The 14,829-nt window shown below is 60.1% G+C and carries 12 protein-coding genes; 3 read left to right on the top strand and 9 right to left on the bottom strand.

Annotated features, from left to right (window positions below):
• Positions 1 to 39: 39 nt before the first annotated feature.
• The 4 genes from ADS46_RS15340 to ADS46_RS15325 form a co-directional block, all read right to left on the bottom strand.
• Positions 40 to 708 carry an alpha/beta hydrolase gene (locus tag ADS46_RS15340; RefSeq protein ID WP_066321491.1) on the bottom strand — a complete coding sequence of 223 codons (669 nt, stop codon included), beginning with the start codon at positions 706 to 708 and terminating at the stop codon, positions 40 to 42.
• A 158-nt stretch (positions 709 to 866) separates the two neighbouring features.
• Entirely contained in the window at positions 867 to 1,070 is a 204-nt protein-coding gene (locus ADS46_RS15335; RefSeq protein ID WP_009101184.1) for a cold-shock protein, read from the bottom strand.
• Positions 1,071 to 1,261: 191 nt separating this feature from the next.
• On the bottom strand, positions 1,262 to 2,926 hold the full coding sequence (locus ADS46_RS15330; protein ID WP_066321489.1) for a GMC family oxidoreductase: 1,665 nt from the start codon (positions 2,924 to 2,926) through the stop codon (positions 1,262 to 1,264).
• A 27-nt stretch (positions 2,927 to 2,953) separates the two neighbouring features.
• On the bottom strand, positions 2,954 to 4,474 hold the full coding sequence (locus ADS46_RS15325) for a CoA-acylating methylmalonate-semialdehyde dehydrogenase (protein WP_066321486.1): 1,521 nt from the start codon (positions 4,472 to 4,474) through the stop codon (positions 2,954 to 2,956).
• Positions 4,475 to 4,613: 139 nt separating this feature from the next.
• On the opposite strand from ADS46_RS15325, the gene ADS46_RS15320 reads away from it, so the two are divergent.
• The 3 genes from ADS46_RS15320 to ADS46_RS15310 all read left to right on the top strand — a co-directional run bounded on the left by ADS46_RS15320 (position 4,614) and on the right by ADS46_RS15310 (position 7,801).
• Complete coding sequence (locus ADS46_RS15320; RefSeq protein WP_066321484.1) at positions 4,614 to 5,522, top strand: LysR family transcriptional regulator; 909 nt, start codon at positions 4,614 to 4,616, stop codon at positions 5,520 to 5,522.
• A gap of 100 nt (positions 5,523 to 5,622) precedes the next feature.
• Entirely contained in the window at positions 5,623 to 6,246 is a 624-nt protein-coding gene (msrA, locus tag ADS46_RS15315) for a peptide-methionine (S)-S-oxide reductase MsrA (RefSeq protein WP_066321783.1), read from the top strand.
• A 172-nt stretch (positions 6,247 to 6,418) separates the two neighbouring features.
• Positions 6,419 to 7,801 (top strand): NAD-dependent succinate-semialdehyde dehydrogenase, encoded by a 1,383-nt coding sequence (locus ADS46_RS15310; RefSeq protein WP_066321482.1) that lies wholly within the window; start codon positions 6,419 to 6,421, stop codon positions 7,799 to 7,801.
• Positions 7,802 to 7,883: 82 nt separating this feature from the next.
• Here ADS46_RS15310 and ADS46_RS15305 read toward each other — a convergent pair whose 3' ends face one another.
• From ADS46_RS15305 to ADS46_RS15285, 5 genes are all read right to left on the bottom strand, one after another.
• Positions 7,884 to 8,363, bottom strand: a complete 480-nt coding sequence (locus tag ADS46_RS15305; RefSeq protein ID WP_066321481.1) for a phosphatidylglycerophosphatase A — start codon at positions 8,361 to 8,363, stop codon at positions 7,884 to 7,886.
• Positions 8,363 to 9,103, bottom strand: a complete 741-nt coding sequence (locus tag ADS46_RS15300; protein ID WP_066321480.1) for a tellurite resistance TerB family protein — start codon at positions 9,101 to 9,103, stop codon at positions 8,363 to 8,365. Before ADS46_RS15300 ends, ADS46_RS15305 begins: the two co-directional genes overlap by 1 nt.
• 143 nt (positions 9,104 to 9,246) lie before the next feature.
• Complete coding sequence (locus tag ADS46_RS15295; RefSeq protein WP_066321479.1) at positions 9,247 to 11,850, bottom strand: AAA family ATPase; 2,604 nt, start codon at positions 11,848 to 11,850, stop codon at positions 9,247 to 9,249.
• On the bottom strand, positions 11,847 to 12,992 hold the full coding sequence (locus ADS46_RS15290) for an exonuclease SbcCD subunit D (RefSeq protein WP_066321477.1): 1,146 nt from the start codon (positions 12,990 to 12,992) through the stop codon (positions 11,847 to 11,849). Before ADS46_RS15290 ends, ADS46_RS15295 begins: the two co-directional genes overlap by 4 nt.
• A 94-nt stretch (positions 12,993 to 13,086) precedes the next feature.
• Entirely contained in the window at positions 13,087 to 14,715 is a 1,629-nt protein-coding gene (locus ADS46_RS15285) for an SLC13 family permease (RefSeq protein WP_066321475.1), read from the bottom strand.
• Positions 14,716 to 14,829: the final 114 nt, after the last annotated feature.

The following is a 14,829-nucleotide window of genomic DNA, read 5'->3' as shown; positions in this document are numbered from 1 at the left end:
CCTGAAATAACGCTTACCAGCACAGCGTCAATGTTTTAATTAGCTGCTCAGGCGCTGTAAAAGCCAGCGCCCGATATCGCTTACCTGCTGGGGACAGAGCGAGTGGGCCATGGAGTACTGCCGGTAATTGACGGCATAGCCCAGGCTCGTTAAGCGGTCAGCGCCGCTTTTGCCCAAGCTTTCCGGCACGATGGGGTCGAAGCTGCCGTGCTGAACCTCTATGGGAATCTGGCGATTGGCTTCGGCCAGTTCAATGCTGTCGGCGGTGGCGAAGTAGGTCGACATTGCCAGGAGCCCGCCAAGCGGCTCGGGGAATGACAGCGCGGCATGATAAGCAACGGCGCCGCCCTGGGAAAATCCCGCTACAATAATCCGCTGGCTATCGATACCCTGGTCAATCTGCTCATGAATCAGCGTTTGAATACGCTTGGCCGAGACCTTCAGCTGTGCTTCATCGACTCGGCGGCCCAAATCCATCGCCAGGATATCGTACCAGGCAGGCATCACCATTCCACCGTTGATGGTCACCGGCAAGCGGGGCGCGTGAGGCATGATAAAGCGCACACTGGCGCTGGTCGGCAAGCCCAGCGCGGGAACTAAAGGTTCAAAATCATGCCCGTCGGCACCTAAACCATGCAATATGAACACACACGCATCGGCGGGTTTACCGCTTTTCGGCTCGATAATGAGTTCGCCAGGCGCTGTCATGATGATTCATCCCTTACTTAAAAAAACCTCACCCTAGCGCAAAGCAACGTCTGGGGCGAGTAATGTGGCGATTTTTCATACGCATACAAAAAACCCCGCATGAGCGGGGTTTTTCAGCACATCAGCTATCGGCTGATGGCACACATCATCGTTCTGAATTACAGAACTTTGATGTTGGAAGCCTGAAGGCCTTTTTTACCCTGGGTAACGTCGAAGGAAACCTTCTGACCGTCTTGCAGAGTTTTGAAGCCGTCAGCCTGAATTTCGGAGAAATGCGCGAACAGGTCGTCGCCGTTGTCGTCCGGAGAAATGAAGCCGAAGCCTTTAGTGTCGTTAAACCACTTAACGGTACCAGTTGCCATGATCGAAATCCTCGATAAAGCGTATTTAAAGCCGGGTAATACCCGAGTTGCAGTGGGTAGAACAAGAAACTTTCACCAGACTCAACGCTTGCGGCGCTTCGATACTGCTGACAACGTTCGACTTGCTAACCTACTGCCCAGAAGAATGCGCCTTGTTTCAGCACACGTCAATACTATCGCGTAAAAAAGTGTCAGTAAGATGACGGCGCCGCTAATATCCACCCTGCGGCTTTTTCAGCGATCATCAGCGTCGGTGAATTCGTGTTGCCGCTGGTGATCGTCGGCATCACGCTGGCGTCCGCCACGCGCAGGCCAGTGACACCACGGACGCGCAACTGGCTATCGACAACCGCCATGGGGTCGTCGTCCCGCCCCATCCGCGCGGTGCCCACCGGATGAAAAATCGTCGTGCCAATATCGCCTGCCAGCCGCGCCAGCTCGTCGTCGCTCTGGTACTCGAGGCCCGGTTTTACTTCTTCAGGCTGATACTTGGCAAAGGCCGGCTGCTCGGCAATTCTGCGCGTCACCCGCAGCGAATCGGCCGCCACCTTGCGATCTTCTGGTGTACTCAGGTAATTCGGTGCTATCGCCGGTGCCTGGCGCGGGTCGCGGCTTTTAATCCTGACCGACCCGCGGCTGCTGGGATTCAGGTTACACACGCTCGCAGTGATCGCAGAGTACGGGTGTAGCGGCTGACCAAATGCTTCCAGGCTTAATGGCTGAACGTGGTACTGGATATTGGCGTAGTCGTACTCCTCGGAGCTGCGCGTAAAGATGCACAGCTGGGAGGGCGCCATACTCATGGGCCCGGTCCGTTTAAGGGCATACTCCAGGGCAATTTTCGCCTTGCCTACCAGTGAGCTGGCTAAGGTGTTGAGTGTTTTACCGCCCTGCACCTTATACACCGAGCGGATTTGCAGGTGATCCTGCAGATTTTCACCCACGCCAGGCAAGGGACTCACCACCTCGATACCATGCTCGGCCAGCAGGTCGGCGGGACCTATGCCGGAGAGCTGTAACAACTGAGGCGAACCAATCGACCCGGCAGAGAGGATCACTTCCTGCTGAGCCTTCACGCGCAGCGTTTCACCGTTGCGCACCACTTCGGCCCCCACACAGCGTGGCGTTGTGCCATCGTTAGCAAATAAGAGTTGATTGACATGGGTCGAGTGCCAAACGGTCAAGTTATGACGCTGTCGCACCGGCTTCAAAAACGCTTTTGACGTATTCCAACGCCAGCCGGCGCGCTGGTTGACCTCGAAGTAGTCCACCCCTTCGTTGTCGCCGCGATTAAAGTCGCGTGTCCGGGGAACACCCGACTGTGCCGCTGCTTCAGCAAAATCATCCAGCACTTGCCAGCTTAGCCGCTGCTTTTCCACTCGCCATTCACCGCCGTGGCCATGGAAGTCGCGGTGCTCGGCATCGGCATCGCCGCCTTCATCCAGGCGATGATGGTGTTCGTGCTTGATAAAATCAGGCAGACAGTTTTCCCAGCGCCAGGCATCGTCGCCGGTCACCTCGGCCCAGTGGTTATAATCCCGCGCCTGGCCGCGCACATACAGCATGCCGTTGATGCTCGAACAGCCGCCCAGGGTCTTGCCCCGAGGGTAAATCAGCGAGCGACCGTTGAGCCCTTTATCCGGCTCGGTGCGGAACATCCAGTCAGTGCGCGGATTATTGATGCAGTAAAGGTAACCCACCGGAATATGAATCCAGTGATAGTTATCGCGCCCGCCCGCCTCGATCAGTAGCACCCGATGATCGGGGTTGGCGCTCAATCGATTGGCCAGCAGGCACCCGGCGGTGCCTGCCCCCACGACAATGAAGTCAAAGGTGTTGTTCGTTGTATCGGTCATGAGCTGGCTCCCGCAACGCGTCGGCGTTTACTTGGCGGTGGGCATGACAAAGTCTGCGCCACCATCGATCGAGTCGGACCAGCGCTGCATGATCGACTTCTGCTTGGTGTAGAAGCGCACGCCTTCCTCGCCGTAGGCATGGGTATCGCCAAACAACGAACGTTTCCAGCCGCCGAAGCCGTGCCAGGCCATGGGCACCGGGATGGGCACGTTGATACCCACCATGCCCACCTGTATGCGGCGACCAAACTCCCGCGCCACGCTGCCGCTTTCGGTAAAGCAGCTGACGCCGTTGCCGAACTCATGGTCGTTGATCAATTGAATGGCAGTCGCCGCATCGGGAACCCGCACGCAGACCAGTACCGGGCCGAAAATTTCTTCTTTGTAGATCGTCATGTCCGGGGTGACATGGTCAAACAGCGTACCGCCCATCCAGAAACCGTCTGCGCAGCCGTCGCCGGTCTGGGAAGCGTCAAACTCACGCCCGTCAACCAGCAGCTCAGCCCCTTCGGCCACGCCCTTGTCGATGTAGCCGGTAATGCGTTGGTGCGCTTCGCGGGTCACAATCGGGCCCATTTCGGCGTCCAGTTGCATACCGTTTTTCACTTTGAGCGACTTGGCGCGTTCCGCAAGCGCTGGCATGATCTTGTCGGCCACATCGCCCACCAAGACGGCCACGCTGATCGCCATGCAGCGCTCCCCTGCGGAGCCATAGGCGGCGCCGACCAGGGCATCAACGGCTTTATCCAGATGTGCATCGGGCATCACGACCATATGGTTTTTCGCCCCACCGAGCGCCTGGACGCGTTTCCCGTGTCGAGCGCCACGCTCGTAAATCAGGTTGGCAATGGGCGTCGAGCCGACAAACGACAGTGCCTTGACCTCGGGGTGATCCAGCAGTTGCTCGACCGCGTCCTTACCGCCCTGCACCACGTTGAACACGCCGTCGGGCAAACCGGCCTGCTTGAGCAGGTCGGCAATCATCAACGAAGCGCTGGGGTCCAGCGGGCTCGGCTTGAGGATAAAGGTATTCCCCGTCGCAATGGCCACAGGAAACATCCACATGGGCACCATGACCGGGAAGTTGAACGGCGTAATCCCCGCCACCACACCAAGCGGCTGGCGTACCGTCCAGTTATCGATGCCGGTGCTCACCTGTTCGGTGTAGTCGCCCTTCATCAGTTGGGGAATACCGCAGGCAAACTCGACGATATCGATACCCCGGGCCACTTCACCCTGGGCATCGGTAAACACCTTGCCGTGCTCTTTGGTGATCGCCTCGGCCAAGGCGTCCTTATTGGCGTTGAGCAACTCCAGGAACTTGAACATCACCCGCGCCCGGCGTATCGGCGGCGTATCGGCCCAGGCAGGAAACGCGGCCTGGGCGGCCTCCACGGCGGCGTTTACATCGTGCTCACCGGCCAACGACACCCGCCCGCTCACCTGGCCCGTCGCGGGGTTGAATACGTCCTGGGCATCACCCGTGCCCTGGCTTACCTGGCCGTTAATAAAATGCTGGATAGTGGTCGTCGTTGTCGCGGTGGTCATTGAAGTAACCTTTATAAGTGTCGTGATAGTTAAAATGGCGATAACACCAGATTAACCGCCTAACAGAGGCGATCAATTGAGTAATTCTTAACCACGATATAAGCTTTGCTAATAACAACACGCTTAAGGAAGGTTGCCCATGCAGGAATACGCCTCACTACGGGCGTTCGTGGCGGTTGCCCGCGCTGGTAGCGTGTCACGCGCCGCCGAACAACTGCACCTCACCCAGCCCGCTGTAAGCCTAAAGTTGAAGCAGCTTCAAGCCAGCCTGGGGCTCACCCTGTTCAGCCGACGCCCTCAAGGCCTGAGCCTGACCGCCGACGGGCTTGCCCTTCTGTCGGCCGCCGAAAAGGCGCTGGCCAGTGCCAGCGCCTTTGAACAGACCGCCAGCGCCCTGCACAGCACACTGCGTGGCAAATTGACCATTGGCACCATCGTCGACCCGGAGTTTATTCGCCTGGGGGCCTTTCTGAGCCGCCTGATGCTCAGGGCGCCACAGCTTGAAACCGAGCTGCACCACGGCATGAGCGGCCGCGTACTGACGCGCATTGAGAAGGGCGAGCTGGACGTGGGCTTTTACCTGGCGCCCCCGGGTGAAGGCACCGGCCACTCGGCGCTGGCCTGGCGAGAGCTGACCCAGTTTGACTATCACGTGATTGCCCCCGCCGGCTGGGAGGCGCGACTTGCGGATACGCGTTGGGCGTCGCTGGCCCGCCTACCCTGGATTGTCACGCCCCCCGATTCCGTCCACTACCGGCTTCTTCAGCATCGCCTGGCCGACGGCGGCATCACGCCAAACCGCGTCGCCCAGGTCGACCAGGAAGCCTGCATGCTCGACCTTGTACGCGCTGGCGTGGGCCTTAGCCTGGCGCGTGATGCCCTGGCCATGGCTGAGCGTCAGGAGAGCGGCCTGGCCGTGGCCGACCAGGTTCGCCTGCCCTGTTCGCTGGGCCTTATCTGGCGACATGATCGTGCCACCGAGCCCCCCATCGCCGCCGCGCTAAAAACCCTGGACGACGTATGGCCCCCACGCCACGGCCAGCTTTAACGAAGGAATACCTGTCGCCTGCAAGGAAAGTGAACCACCCGCAACCTAACAAATCGAAGGTGATGACAGTACGGTTCACCTCCCGGGAGTCAACCTCATGATGCAACAGCTACCACGTCGCCCGTTAGCACTGGGTATCGCTACGGCCATCCTTGGCATCGCCAGCACCTCACTGCAGGCCGAAACGCCCGCGGAAGCGGTATTTGCCGGCGGCTGCTTCTGGTGCATGGAGCCCCCTTACGACCGCCAGCCTGGCGTGACGGCGACCATCTCCGGCTATACCGGCGGCGAGCTGGAAAACCCCACCTACGACGATGTCAGCAGTGGCGACACCGACCATATAGAAGTGGTCAAGATCGAATACGACGCGGACCAGATCAGCTACGAGCAGTTGCTGGACATTTACTGGCGCAATATCGACCCCTTCGCCGTCGGCCGCCAGTTCTGCGATGTTGGCGACCAGTACCGTTCAGCGATTTTTTATCAGAATGACGAACAGCGCGAACTGGCCGAAGCCTCAAAGGAAGCGATGGAAGAACGCTTCGACGAGACAATAACCACCGAGATACTGCCCGCTGACACTTTCTGGGCGGCCGAGGAATATCACCAGAACTACTACGAGAAGAACCCGGTCCGCTACAAGTTCTACCGCTTCAGCTGCGGTCGTGATGGCCGTCTGGAAGAGGTTTGGGGCGACGAGGCTGGCGGGCCTACGTTTGAATGACCGAGACGGTTTATATCCCCATAGTGAGAAGCTATTAGGCAACGCCTGCCATCTTCTACTACCTTGGTGAGGCATTCAAAGTAGACCAGTCGGTCAACGCTGACAACGCGCCAGGACGCGGTTTTTAAAACAGCGTTGATTTCACCATGTTGATCTATAGATAGGAGATCTTATGAGCAACAGCATCACCACCGTTAACCCGACTACTGGCGAAACACTCCAGACCTATGCACTGATGGATGAAAGCCAGGCGATGCAAATCGTTGAGGCCAGCCATCAGGCATTTCTCGATTGGCGGCTCAAACCCCTCGAACACCGTGCCAAGGTCGTCAAGGCCATCGGCGAGGCGCTCAAGGCGCACAAGGAAGAACTTGCCGACTACATGGTCAAGGAAATGGGCAAGCTGCCCGAGCAGGCCTATCAGGAAGTGGATCTTTGCGTGGGTATCTGCGATTACACCGCCGAGCACGGCCCGGCATCGCTCGCCGATGAAGTACGCAGCCCGAGCAACGGTGAACGCGGCATCGTGACCTACTCGCCCATGGGCGTTATCTACGGCATTCAGCCGTGGAACTTCCCCGCCTATCAGGTCGTGCGTTACTCCATCGCCAACATCATGGCGGGTAACGCCGTGCTGCTGAAGCATGCCGAATGCGTCACTGGCAGCGGCCTGCTGCTTGAGAAAATCTACCGCGAGGCGGGCCTGCCCGAAAACGTCTTCCGCACGCTGGTGATTTCCCACGACGTCTCCGACCAGGTCATCGCCCACAAGGCAGTGCGCGGCGTCACGCTCACCGGCAGCGACGGGGCCGGGCGCAAAGTGGCGGCCAAGGCGGCGGAGCATCTGAAAAAGACTGTACTTGAGCTGGGCTCCAACGATGCCTATCTGGTGCTGGACGACGCCGACCTCGATGTCGCCGTTGATACCTGTGTCATGGGCCGCGTCTACAACACCGGGCAAACCTGCGTGGCGGCCAAACGGTTTATCGTCACCGAGGCCAACTACGAGGCCTTCAAGGAGCGCTTCGTCGAGAAAATGAACGCCCTGCAGGTGGGCGACCCGACGCAAAGTGGCACCGACGTTGGCCCCATGGCGCGCGTCGATTTACGCGACGATCTGCACGAGCAGGTGGAAGAAAGCGTAAGCAAGGGCGCGAAGATTTTATGCGGCGGCCAGAAGCCCGACGGCCAAGGCGCCTTCTATCCGGTCACCGTGCTGGATAACGTCACCCCCGGCCAGCCCGCCTACGATGACGAGCTGTTTGGCCCGGTGGCGGCATTGATTCGCGCCAAGGATGACGACGATGCCATGCGCATTGCCAATGACAGCCGTTATGGCCTCGGCGGTGGGATCATTTCCAAGGATGTGAAGCGTGCCACCGAGCTTGCCAGCCAGTACTTCGATACCGGCATGGTATTTATCAACGGCTTTGGCGTGGCCACCCCGGAAATGCCGTTTGGCGGCGTGAAGGATTCAGGCTACGGCCGTGAACACGGCGGCTTCGGCATGCACGAATTCGTCAACGCCAAGTCGGTCATCGTCGTCAAGGAATAGGTGTCGATAAGTACGACTTGATGCAATGACGAAAAGCGCCGCAGATCTATGAACTGCGGCGCTTTTTAGTTAAGGCGCATTGTCAGGTGCTTTTTAGCGTTCGGCGTTGCCAAAGCTTCAACAGCAGCGCCAGCACGACCCAGGTCACAAGGGCGGCAATCACGTCGTCCAGCACAATCCCCAAGCCGCCATGAACATACTCGGCCAGGTGAATCGGTGGCGGCTTCAAGCCATCGAACAACCGGTAAACCACAAACGCCAGCAGCATGACCAGCGGCTGGCGTGCGGCCGTTAACCCGATGACGGCCAATGGAAAGGCGACATATTCATCGGCAACGATACTGCCATGATCAAGCCCCGCGTAATGCCATGCAGCGACGTGACATACCGGCACCGCCACCACCAACAGCATCGCGATCCCCGCTGCCTGATAGCCAACGGGCCTGCCCAGCAGCCACCACGCCAGCGGGATACCAATCAGCGAGCCGAAGGAACCCGGGGCCATGGGGGCCAACCCCAGACCAAAACCGGTGGCGACCCAGAAATTGAGCGTATCGAGCATCAACCAGCCTGTTGGGCTTGTTGTTCAAGCTCGCGGGCCATGTCAGGCGATAATTCAAGGGCGCTTGCCAACTGATCGAGCCAGGCGCGTTCCATGGGGTTTTGTTCGTCGGTCACGGCAACGCTGATCAGGTACATTTCCCGCGCCGCCTGGGGTGAATCCGCTTCACGAGCTAGTGCCTGGGCGTCCAGCGGTGCCTTAAGCTGCCGCTCGACCCAGCTATGCATTTCAGCGTCGGCGCCCAGTTCATCGATCTGCTCGGTGATCAGCGCCTGCTCCTGCTCGTCGATATGGCCATCGGCCCGAGCGGCCATGATCATCGCTTGCAGCAACTCCAGGCTGCGGCGCTCCTGATACTCGCCGCTCAGCACCTCGACGCGTTCTCCTTCGGCGCTGCCCTGGGATTCGCCGGACCCGTTTTTACCGGCCTGCGAGCTTTGCCAGGCCTTCCAGGCCAATACGCCGACGCCCGCAATGGCACCGTACTTGAGGGCTTTGCCACCCAGCTTGCGGCCGCGCTTGGAGCCGACCAGCATGCCCATGGCGCCCCCACCCAGCAGGCTTTTCATATCGAACCCGCTGGATGAACCACCGCCGGACTTGCCGCCCTGGTCACTTCCGCCCAGTTGTTTGGAGAGGCCATTCAGCATGCCTTTGACATCGACGCCACCACTGCTGCCGCCCTTCTGGCTGCCGCCTGCCTGTTGCATCAGTTGCTGTAAAATCTTGCTTGCGTTCATCCTTGTACTCCTAAGTAGAGAGTCTTTTCAGGACTCGCTGACGACAATTCACGTTATAGAACATGCCATATGAACGCAGCATGAACTATGCCTACAAAAACCAATGCGCCCCTGGGCCTACGAAAACCAATGCTACCCTGGCATTAAAGCAGTGCCCCCTTTATGTCCACCGAGCTTCCCTGACGACTCGCCCGCACGTCAACACGGACCGGTATTTGCTCCTTGAGTTCGCTGACGTGGGAAATAATCCCGATCATGCGACCGCCCATTTGCAGTTCGCTGAGCATGGCAATCGCCTGGTCCAGCGCATCCTGGTCGAGGCTGCCAAAGCCTTCATCGATAAATAGCGTATCCAGCTGAATGCCGCCAGCGTAGGCCTGTACCACGTCGGAAAGCCCCAGCGCCAGCGAGAGCGCGGCCATAAAGGATTCACCACCCGATAACGTCGCCACCGGGCGGTTCTTGCCGGTGTAGGTATCGGCCACGTCCAGCTCCAGCCCCGAGGCGCGGTTGCCTTTGGACGGGTCTTCCCGGCGCACCAGCTGATAGCGACCCCGGCTCATGTGCACCAGGCGTTCGGAAGCTTGAATCAAGACGTCGTCCAACAGCACGCCGAGCACAAACCTCTGCAGGCTAATGCGTTGCCCTGTGCGGCCGTTGGCAACCTCGCTTAACGTTCCCCATACCCGATACTGGGCTTCCAGGGATGCCTGGGCGGCATGGGCGGCGTCGAGCTTTTCGCGCGTGGCGTCCAACTGCGCCATCCGTGCGGCCAGCTGCTGATAGGTTTTTTCAAAGGTCTGCTCCTGAGCCTTTGCCGCAGCGACCTGTTCTGCCAGGGTGGCGAGATCCGGCAATTCCTGCCCCTCAAGGCGAGTGTGAATTGCCTCCAACTGCCCTTCCAGCTTGGCCAGTTCGCGCTGAAACTGGGCCACCGCGTCGCTGAGTCGTCGCGCCTCTTCGTCGCTTAACCGCGCCCGGTTAAACGCCTCCTCGTCGTCGAAGACACTATCGGCCAGGGCGTGTTGCCACGCTCCCTGCGCCTCATCCAGGACACTGTCGGCGCGGGCCTGGCGCTGGTTGACGTCGTCCAGGGTGGTCTCGGCGCGAGCCAGCGCCGTCTGGGCCTGCTGGGCTTTTTCCTGAGCGGTCTGCCAGGCGGTTTCGGTGGCTTGAATATCGGCCTTGAGCTTGGCCTGTGCGGCTTCCAGGGCCTCAAGCGAGGACTGTTCACCCAGTTCGCCGCGCAGCCGCTGGCAATGTGCCTCTTTGTCGGCGAGTTGCTGGCTTAACTGCGCGTGGTGCTGCTCGGCTTTCGACAGCGCCTGACGGGCTTTCTCGAACGCCGCACGCGCCTGCTTGACCTCGGCCTGGGTCACCGGCGCCTGCTCGGCGCTCGCCGGGGCCGGGTGCTCGCGACTGCCACAGACCGGGCAAGGCGCCTGGGCTTCCAGTCGCGCTGCCAGAAGCGCCGCCTGCCCTTGATGCCAGCGCATTTCCTGCTCGGTGGCATGCTGCTCTGCGGCTTCAACCCCCGGCCGCAGTCGCGCGACCTCGGTGGCAGCGCCTTCGACCTGCTCGGCAAGCTGCCCACGCTGGGCCTCAAGCGCCGCCAGTTCCTGGCATTGCTCAACGGCACGGTGCAAGCGAAACGCCTGCTCGCGCATGGCGGGTAGCTGCTCAAACGGCGGCCTGGCATCCGCCAGCGCTCGCTGGGCATCGGCCTGCGCCGCTTGCTGCTGAGCCATGGCGCGCTCTGCCTGGGCATGCTCTTCGCGGGTCGACCGGGCCGTTTGCTGGGCGGCTTGCAGGCGCTGGTACACCGTTGCCAACGCCTGTGTCTGGGCATGAGCGGCCAGCCGTGCCTGGGCATCGTCGATGTCGTCTTTCTGATCTAGCAGCGCTTTCCTGTCCGCCTGTAGCTTTGCCTGTTGATCAAACTGGGCCTGCAACTCCTTGCCCTGGCGCTCGGCGTGTTCAGCGGCTTCGCGGCGCGCCCTGGCCTCGGCAAGGTCATGCTGGGCGGCCTGGTGCCGAGGCGCCAGGGCGCGGCGTTCTTCGTCAAGGGCAGCATCGCTTTCCACGTCGCTGGCCTGCAAGATACCCTCCACCCGCTGACGGTGGTTATTGACGTCGCGCTCGATCTGGTTGGCCTGGGTCCGCAGACGCTCTTCGATACGCTGGAAGATCTGCGTTTGAAACAGCTGAGAAAAGATTTTTTCGCGATCTTTCGAGTCCGCCAGCAACATCTCGCGAAACTTGCCCTGGGGCAACACCATCACCTGTCGGAACTGGCTGGCGTCGAGCCCTATCAGGCCCTGGACCTGAGTCGTGGCGTCGTTGACGCTTTTGGCGACCAGGCAGTCGCCTTTCTCGCCTTCAGCGGTCAGTTGCCAAAGCTGGGCTTCCGCATTTTGCGTGGTGGTCCCTTCGCCACGTGCCTTAGGGCGCTCCTGCTGGGGTACGCGGCGTATCCGGTAGGCGTTGCCGCGCAGGCGAAAGTCCAGCGTTACTTCGGTAAGCGCATCCGCCGCGGCCTGGTCGCAACGCATCTGGCTGGCGTCACGTTCGGCACCCGTGGTCTGGCCATAAAGCGCAAAGCATAGGGCGTCCAGAATCGAGCTTTTGCCCGCGCCGGTGGGCCCGTTGATCAGAAACAGCGGGCTTTGCCCCAGCGCGGTGAAGTCGAGGGTTTCCCGACCGGCGAAGGGGCCAAAGGCCTGCATGGTCAAGCTTAGCGGCGTCATTGGGTTTCCTCGTCACGGTTGAGCTGACTGATCAGCTCGTTCATGGCCTCGGCCTGCTCGTCGGTCATCGCCTCGCCGCTGGTCTGGGCGAAGAAATCGCTGAACATGTCCAGCGCACTGAACCGCAACCGCTCGCGATCCAGCTGTTGGCGGCCGCGGGATTCCAGCATGCCGGGCTTTTCCAGGTGCAGTACGTTGGGGTAGACCTCGCGCAGCTTGCCCATGGGGTCGAGGATGGCGTGGCGATCGGTCAGGCGAACCAGCAGGTAGTCGTCTGCATGGGGGTCGCCAAGCCCCTGGGCAATGAGCGAATCCAGCTCGCCTTCCAGGATCCGCACGTCCAGGCGCGGCGTCAAAGGGCGGTGCTCGATGTGGCGGACGCCCTGTTCGTCGATATCCACCAGGGTAACGCCCTTGCGCTGGCTTGCTTCGGAAAAGCTGTACTTGAGCAGTGAGCCACTGTAGCGGATATGCTCTCCGCCACGGTATTGGGGGCCATGCAAATGCCCCAGCGCCACGTAGTCGAACGATTGCATGGGCTCCCAGGCGACGCTTTCAGCACCGCCGAGCGTCAAGGGCCGCTCGGAGTCCGAGGCACTGCCGCCATCCACAAAGCAGTGGCTCATCAATACCGTGGGGCGCGTTGGGTGGCGCTTTGTGTTGATGTATTCGACCAGGTGACGGTGGGCGCTATCGAAGTCGCGCACGTCTACCCCTAACTGGCTGCGAACGTATTCCGGATCGGCGTAGGGAATGCCGAAAACATCCACCTCCACGCCGTTGGCAGACAGCGTCACCGGCCGTTCGATGTCCGTCAGGTCAGACAGAATGTGCAGCCCCGCCTGGCGTAAATGGCGTGCGCCAAAGCCCAGCCGCTGGGCGCTGTCGTGGTTGCCGGAAATCATCACCACCGGCAGGTTGCGCTCGCTGCACAGTGCCCTCAGGACGTCGTCCAGCAGGGCGACCGCCGAGGCAGGCGGCACCGAGCGGTCATAGATATCCCCGGCGATCAGCACCGCATCGACGGCCTCCCGGTCGATGATATCGATCAGTTGATCAAGGACGTAACGCTGGTCATCCAGCAGCGACAGGTTGTGAAACAGCCGACCCAGATGCCAGTCGGCGGTGTGCAGTAGGCGCATGGCAAACTCAGCAGCAAGAAGAATAACGGCATCATACTAGCAAAACGCCCCGCTCGTGGCGGGGCGTTACTGGGCAAGCTCAGCCGTCGATGAATCAGCGGCGAAAGGCGTCGGGGTAGCTGGTCAAATCAACGCCCCACATCATCGGCAGCAGGATATAGACCGCCGCGACGATCAGCACCAGCGCCAGGATATTGAGCCCGAAACCGTTGCGCACCATCTCGATAATCTTGATTTTGCCCGTGGCGAAAATGATCGCGTTGGGCGGCGTGCCCACCGGCAGCATGAAGGCGCAGTTGGCAGCCATGGCCGCGGGCACCATCAGCACGAAGGGGTGCACGTTTAGCGCCAGCGCCAGCGACGCCAGAACTGGCAGAATCATCGTTGCCGTGGCGGTATTCGAGGTGATTTCGGTCAGGAAAAGCACCATGGCACTGGCGAGCAGAATCACCAGCAGGAAGTTGACACCTTCCAGCACGCTCATCTGCTCGCCAATCCACTCGGCCAGCCCCGAGGAGCTGAAGCCCGCCGCAATCGCCAGGCCGCCGCCGAACAGCAGCAGGATCCCCCAGGGCACATCCTTGGCCACTTCCCAGTCCAGCAGGCAGCCGCCACGGCTTTTGGATGGAATCAAAAACAGCGCAATGGCCGCCACCATGGCAATCATGGTGTCGTTGATGCCGGGAATATTGAGCAACTGCCCTTCCCATAAAAAAGAGCGCGTGATCCACATGAAGGCCGCAAACAGGAACACGGCCAGCACGGCTTTTTCTTCAAAACTGGTCGTGCCCAGCGCCTGTTTTTCCTTGTCGATCACCGCTTTGCCCCCTGGCAAATCGGCAAACCTGACGCGATAAACCACCTTGGTCAGCAGCAGCCAGGCGGCGAAGAGCAGAATCACTACCACGGGAAAGGCAAAGAACATCCATTCGGCGAAAGATATCTGCACCCCAAACAGCTCTGACACGGTGGCTGCCAGAATGATATTAGGCGGCGTGCCAATCAAGGTGCCCAGGCCACCAATGGTGCCGCCGTAGCCGATACCAAATATCAGCGCCTTGCTGAATTTATCGATATCGTCGCTGTGGTCGCCATCTGTTTTGCTCAGCTCCTGGGTAACCTGGTACACAATCGCCGTGCCAATCGGCAGCATCATCATCACCGAGGCAGTGTTGGACACCCACATCGACAAAAACCCGGTGGCCGCCATAAAGCCAAGCACGATGCGGTTGATACTGGTCCCCAGCAGGCCAATAATCACCAGCGCAATACGCTTGTGCAGCCCCCATTTCTCCATTGCCAGGGCGATCATGAAGCCGCCCAGGAATAAAAAGATAATCGGGTTACCGTAGGCCGCCGTTACCCGGCTGCCCTCAAGCGCCCCGGTGATGGGGAGCAGCACGATAGGTAACAGCGACGTCACCGGAATCGGGATCGCCTCGGTAATCCACCACACGGCCACCCACAATGTGGTGGCCAGCACCATGCGGCCTTCAACGCTGAGGTCGGCAGGATGGAAAAACAGCAACACAAAGGCAAACAGCAGCGGCCCCAAAACCAGCCCGACTTTTTGCGGCTTTGTATATGCTGGCGGACGCGGCTCCCCGCCCGAACCATTGCCTGAAGAGGCACCATCTCCCACACCACCCGAGGTGGGCAGCGCGCACATCAAGAGTATTTTTGCCTGTTGGTGAGAGACCCAGAGCTGGTCCCACACCGTCATCATTCCATTGCTTCGCATACGACAATTTCGCTCACGGAGTAGGGTGTAAGGTATTGAACAATGCGCACGACCCACCATTGACCAGTGAGCCTATCAATACACGCGGATTCTCGG

Source organism: Halomonas sp. G11 (genome assembly GCF_001663515.1).
GTDB lineage: Bacteria > Pseudomonadota > Gammaproteobacteria > Pseudomonadales > Halomonadaceae > Vreelandella.
The sequence above is the reverse complement of the archived record's forward strand: the minus strand, read 5'-3'. Positions and strand labels throughout refer to the sequence as shown.

Excerpts from the sequence above, each read along its gene's own strand:
- ADS46_RS15320 (WP_066321484.1), top strand. The coding sequence starts at position 4,614 with ATGCAGGAATACGCCTCACTACGGGCGTTCGTGGCGGTTGCCCGCGCT.
- ADS46_RS15330 (WP_066321489.1), bottom strand. The coding sequence starts at position 2,926 with ATGACCGATACAACGAACAACACCTTTGACTTCATTGTCGTGGGGGCA.
- ADS46_RS15335 (WP_009101184.1), bottom strand. The coding sequence starts at position 1,070 with ATGGCAACTGGTACCGTTAAGTGGTTTAACGACACTAAAGGCTTCGGC.
- ADS46_RS15290 (WP_066321477.1), bottom strand. The coding sequence starts at position 12,992 with ATGCGCCTACTGCACACCGCCGACTGGCATCTGGGTCGGCTGTTTCAC.
- ADS46_RS15310 (WP_066321482.1), top strand. The coding sequence starts at position 6,419 with ATGAGCAACAGCATCACCACCGTTAACCCGACTACTGGCGAAACACTC.
- ADS46_RS15295 (WP_066321479.1), bottom strand. The coding sequence starts at position 11,850 with ATGACGCCGCTAAGCTTGACCATGCAGGCCTTTGGCCCCTTCGCCGGT.
- ADS46_RS15305 (WP_066321481.1), bottom strand. The coding sequence starts at position 8,363 with ATGCTCGATACGCTCAATTTCTGGGTCGCCACCGGTTTTGGTCTGGGG.
- ADS46_RS15285 (WP_066321475.1), bottom strand. The coding sequence starts at position 14,715 with ATGACGGTGTGGGACCAGCTCTGGGTCTCTCACCAACAGGCAAAAATA.
- ADS46_RS15325 (WP_066321486.1), bottom strand. The coding sequence starts at position 4,474 with ATGACCACCGCGACAACGACGACCACTATCCAGCATTTTATTAACGGC.
- ADS46_RS15340 (WP_066321491.1), bottom strand. The coding sequence starts at position 708 with ATGACAGCGCCTGGCGAACTCATTATCGAGCCGAAAAGCGGTAAACCC.
- msrA (WP_066321783.1), top strand. The coding sequence starts at position 5,623 with ATGCAACAGCTACCACGTCGCCCGTTAGCACTGGGTATCGCTACGGCC.
- ADS46_RS15300 (WP_066321480.1), bottom strand. The coding sequence starts at position 9,103 with ATGAACGCAAGCAAGATTTTACAGCAACTGATGCAACAGGCAGGCGGC.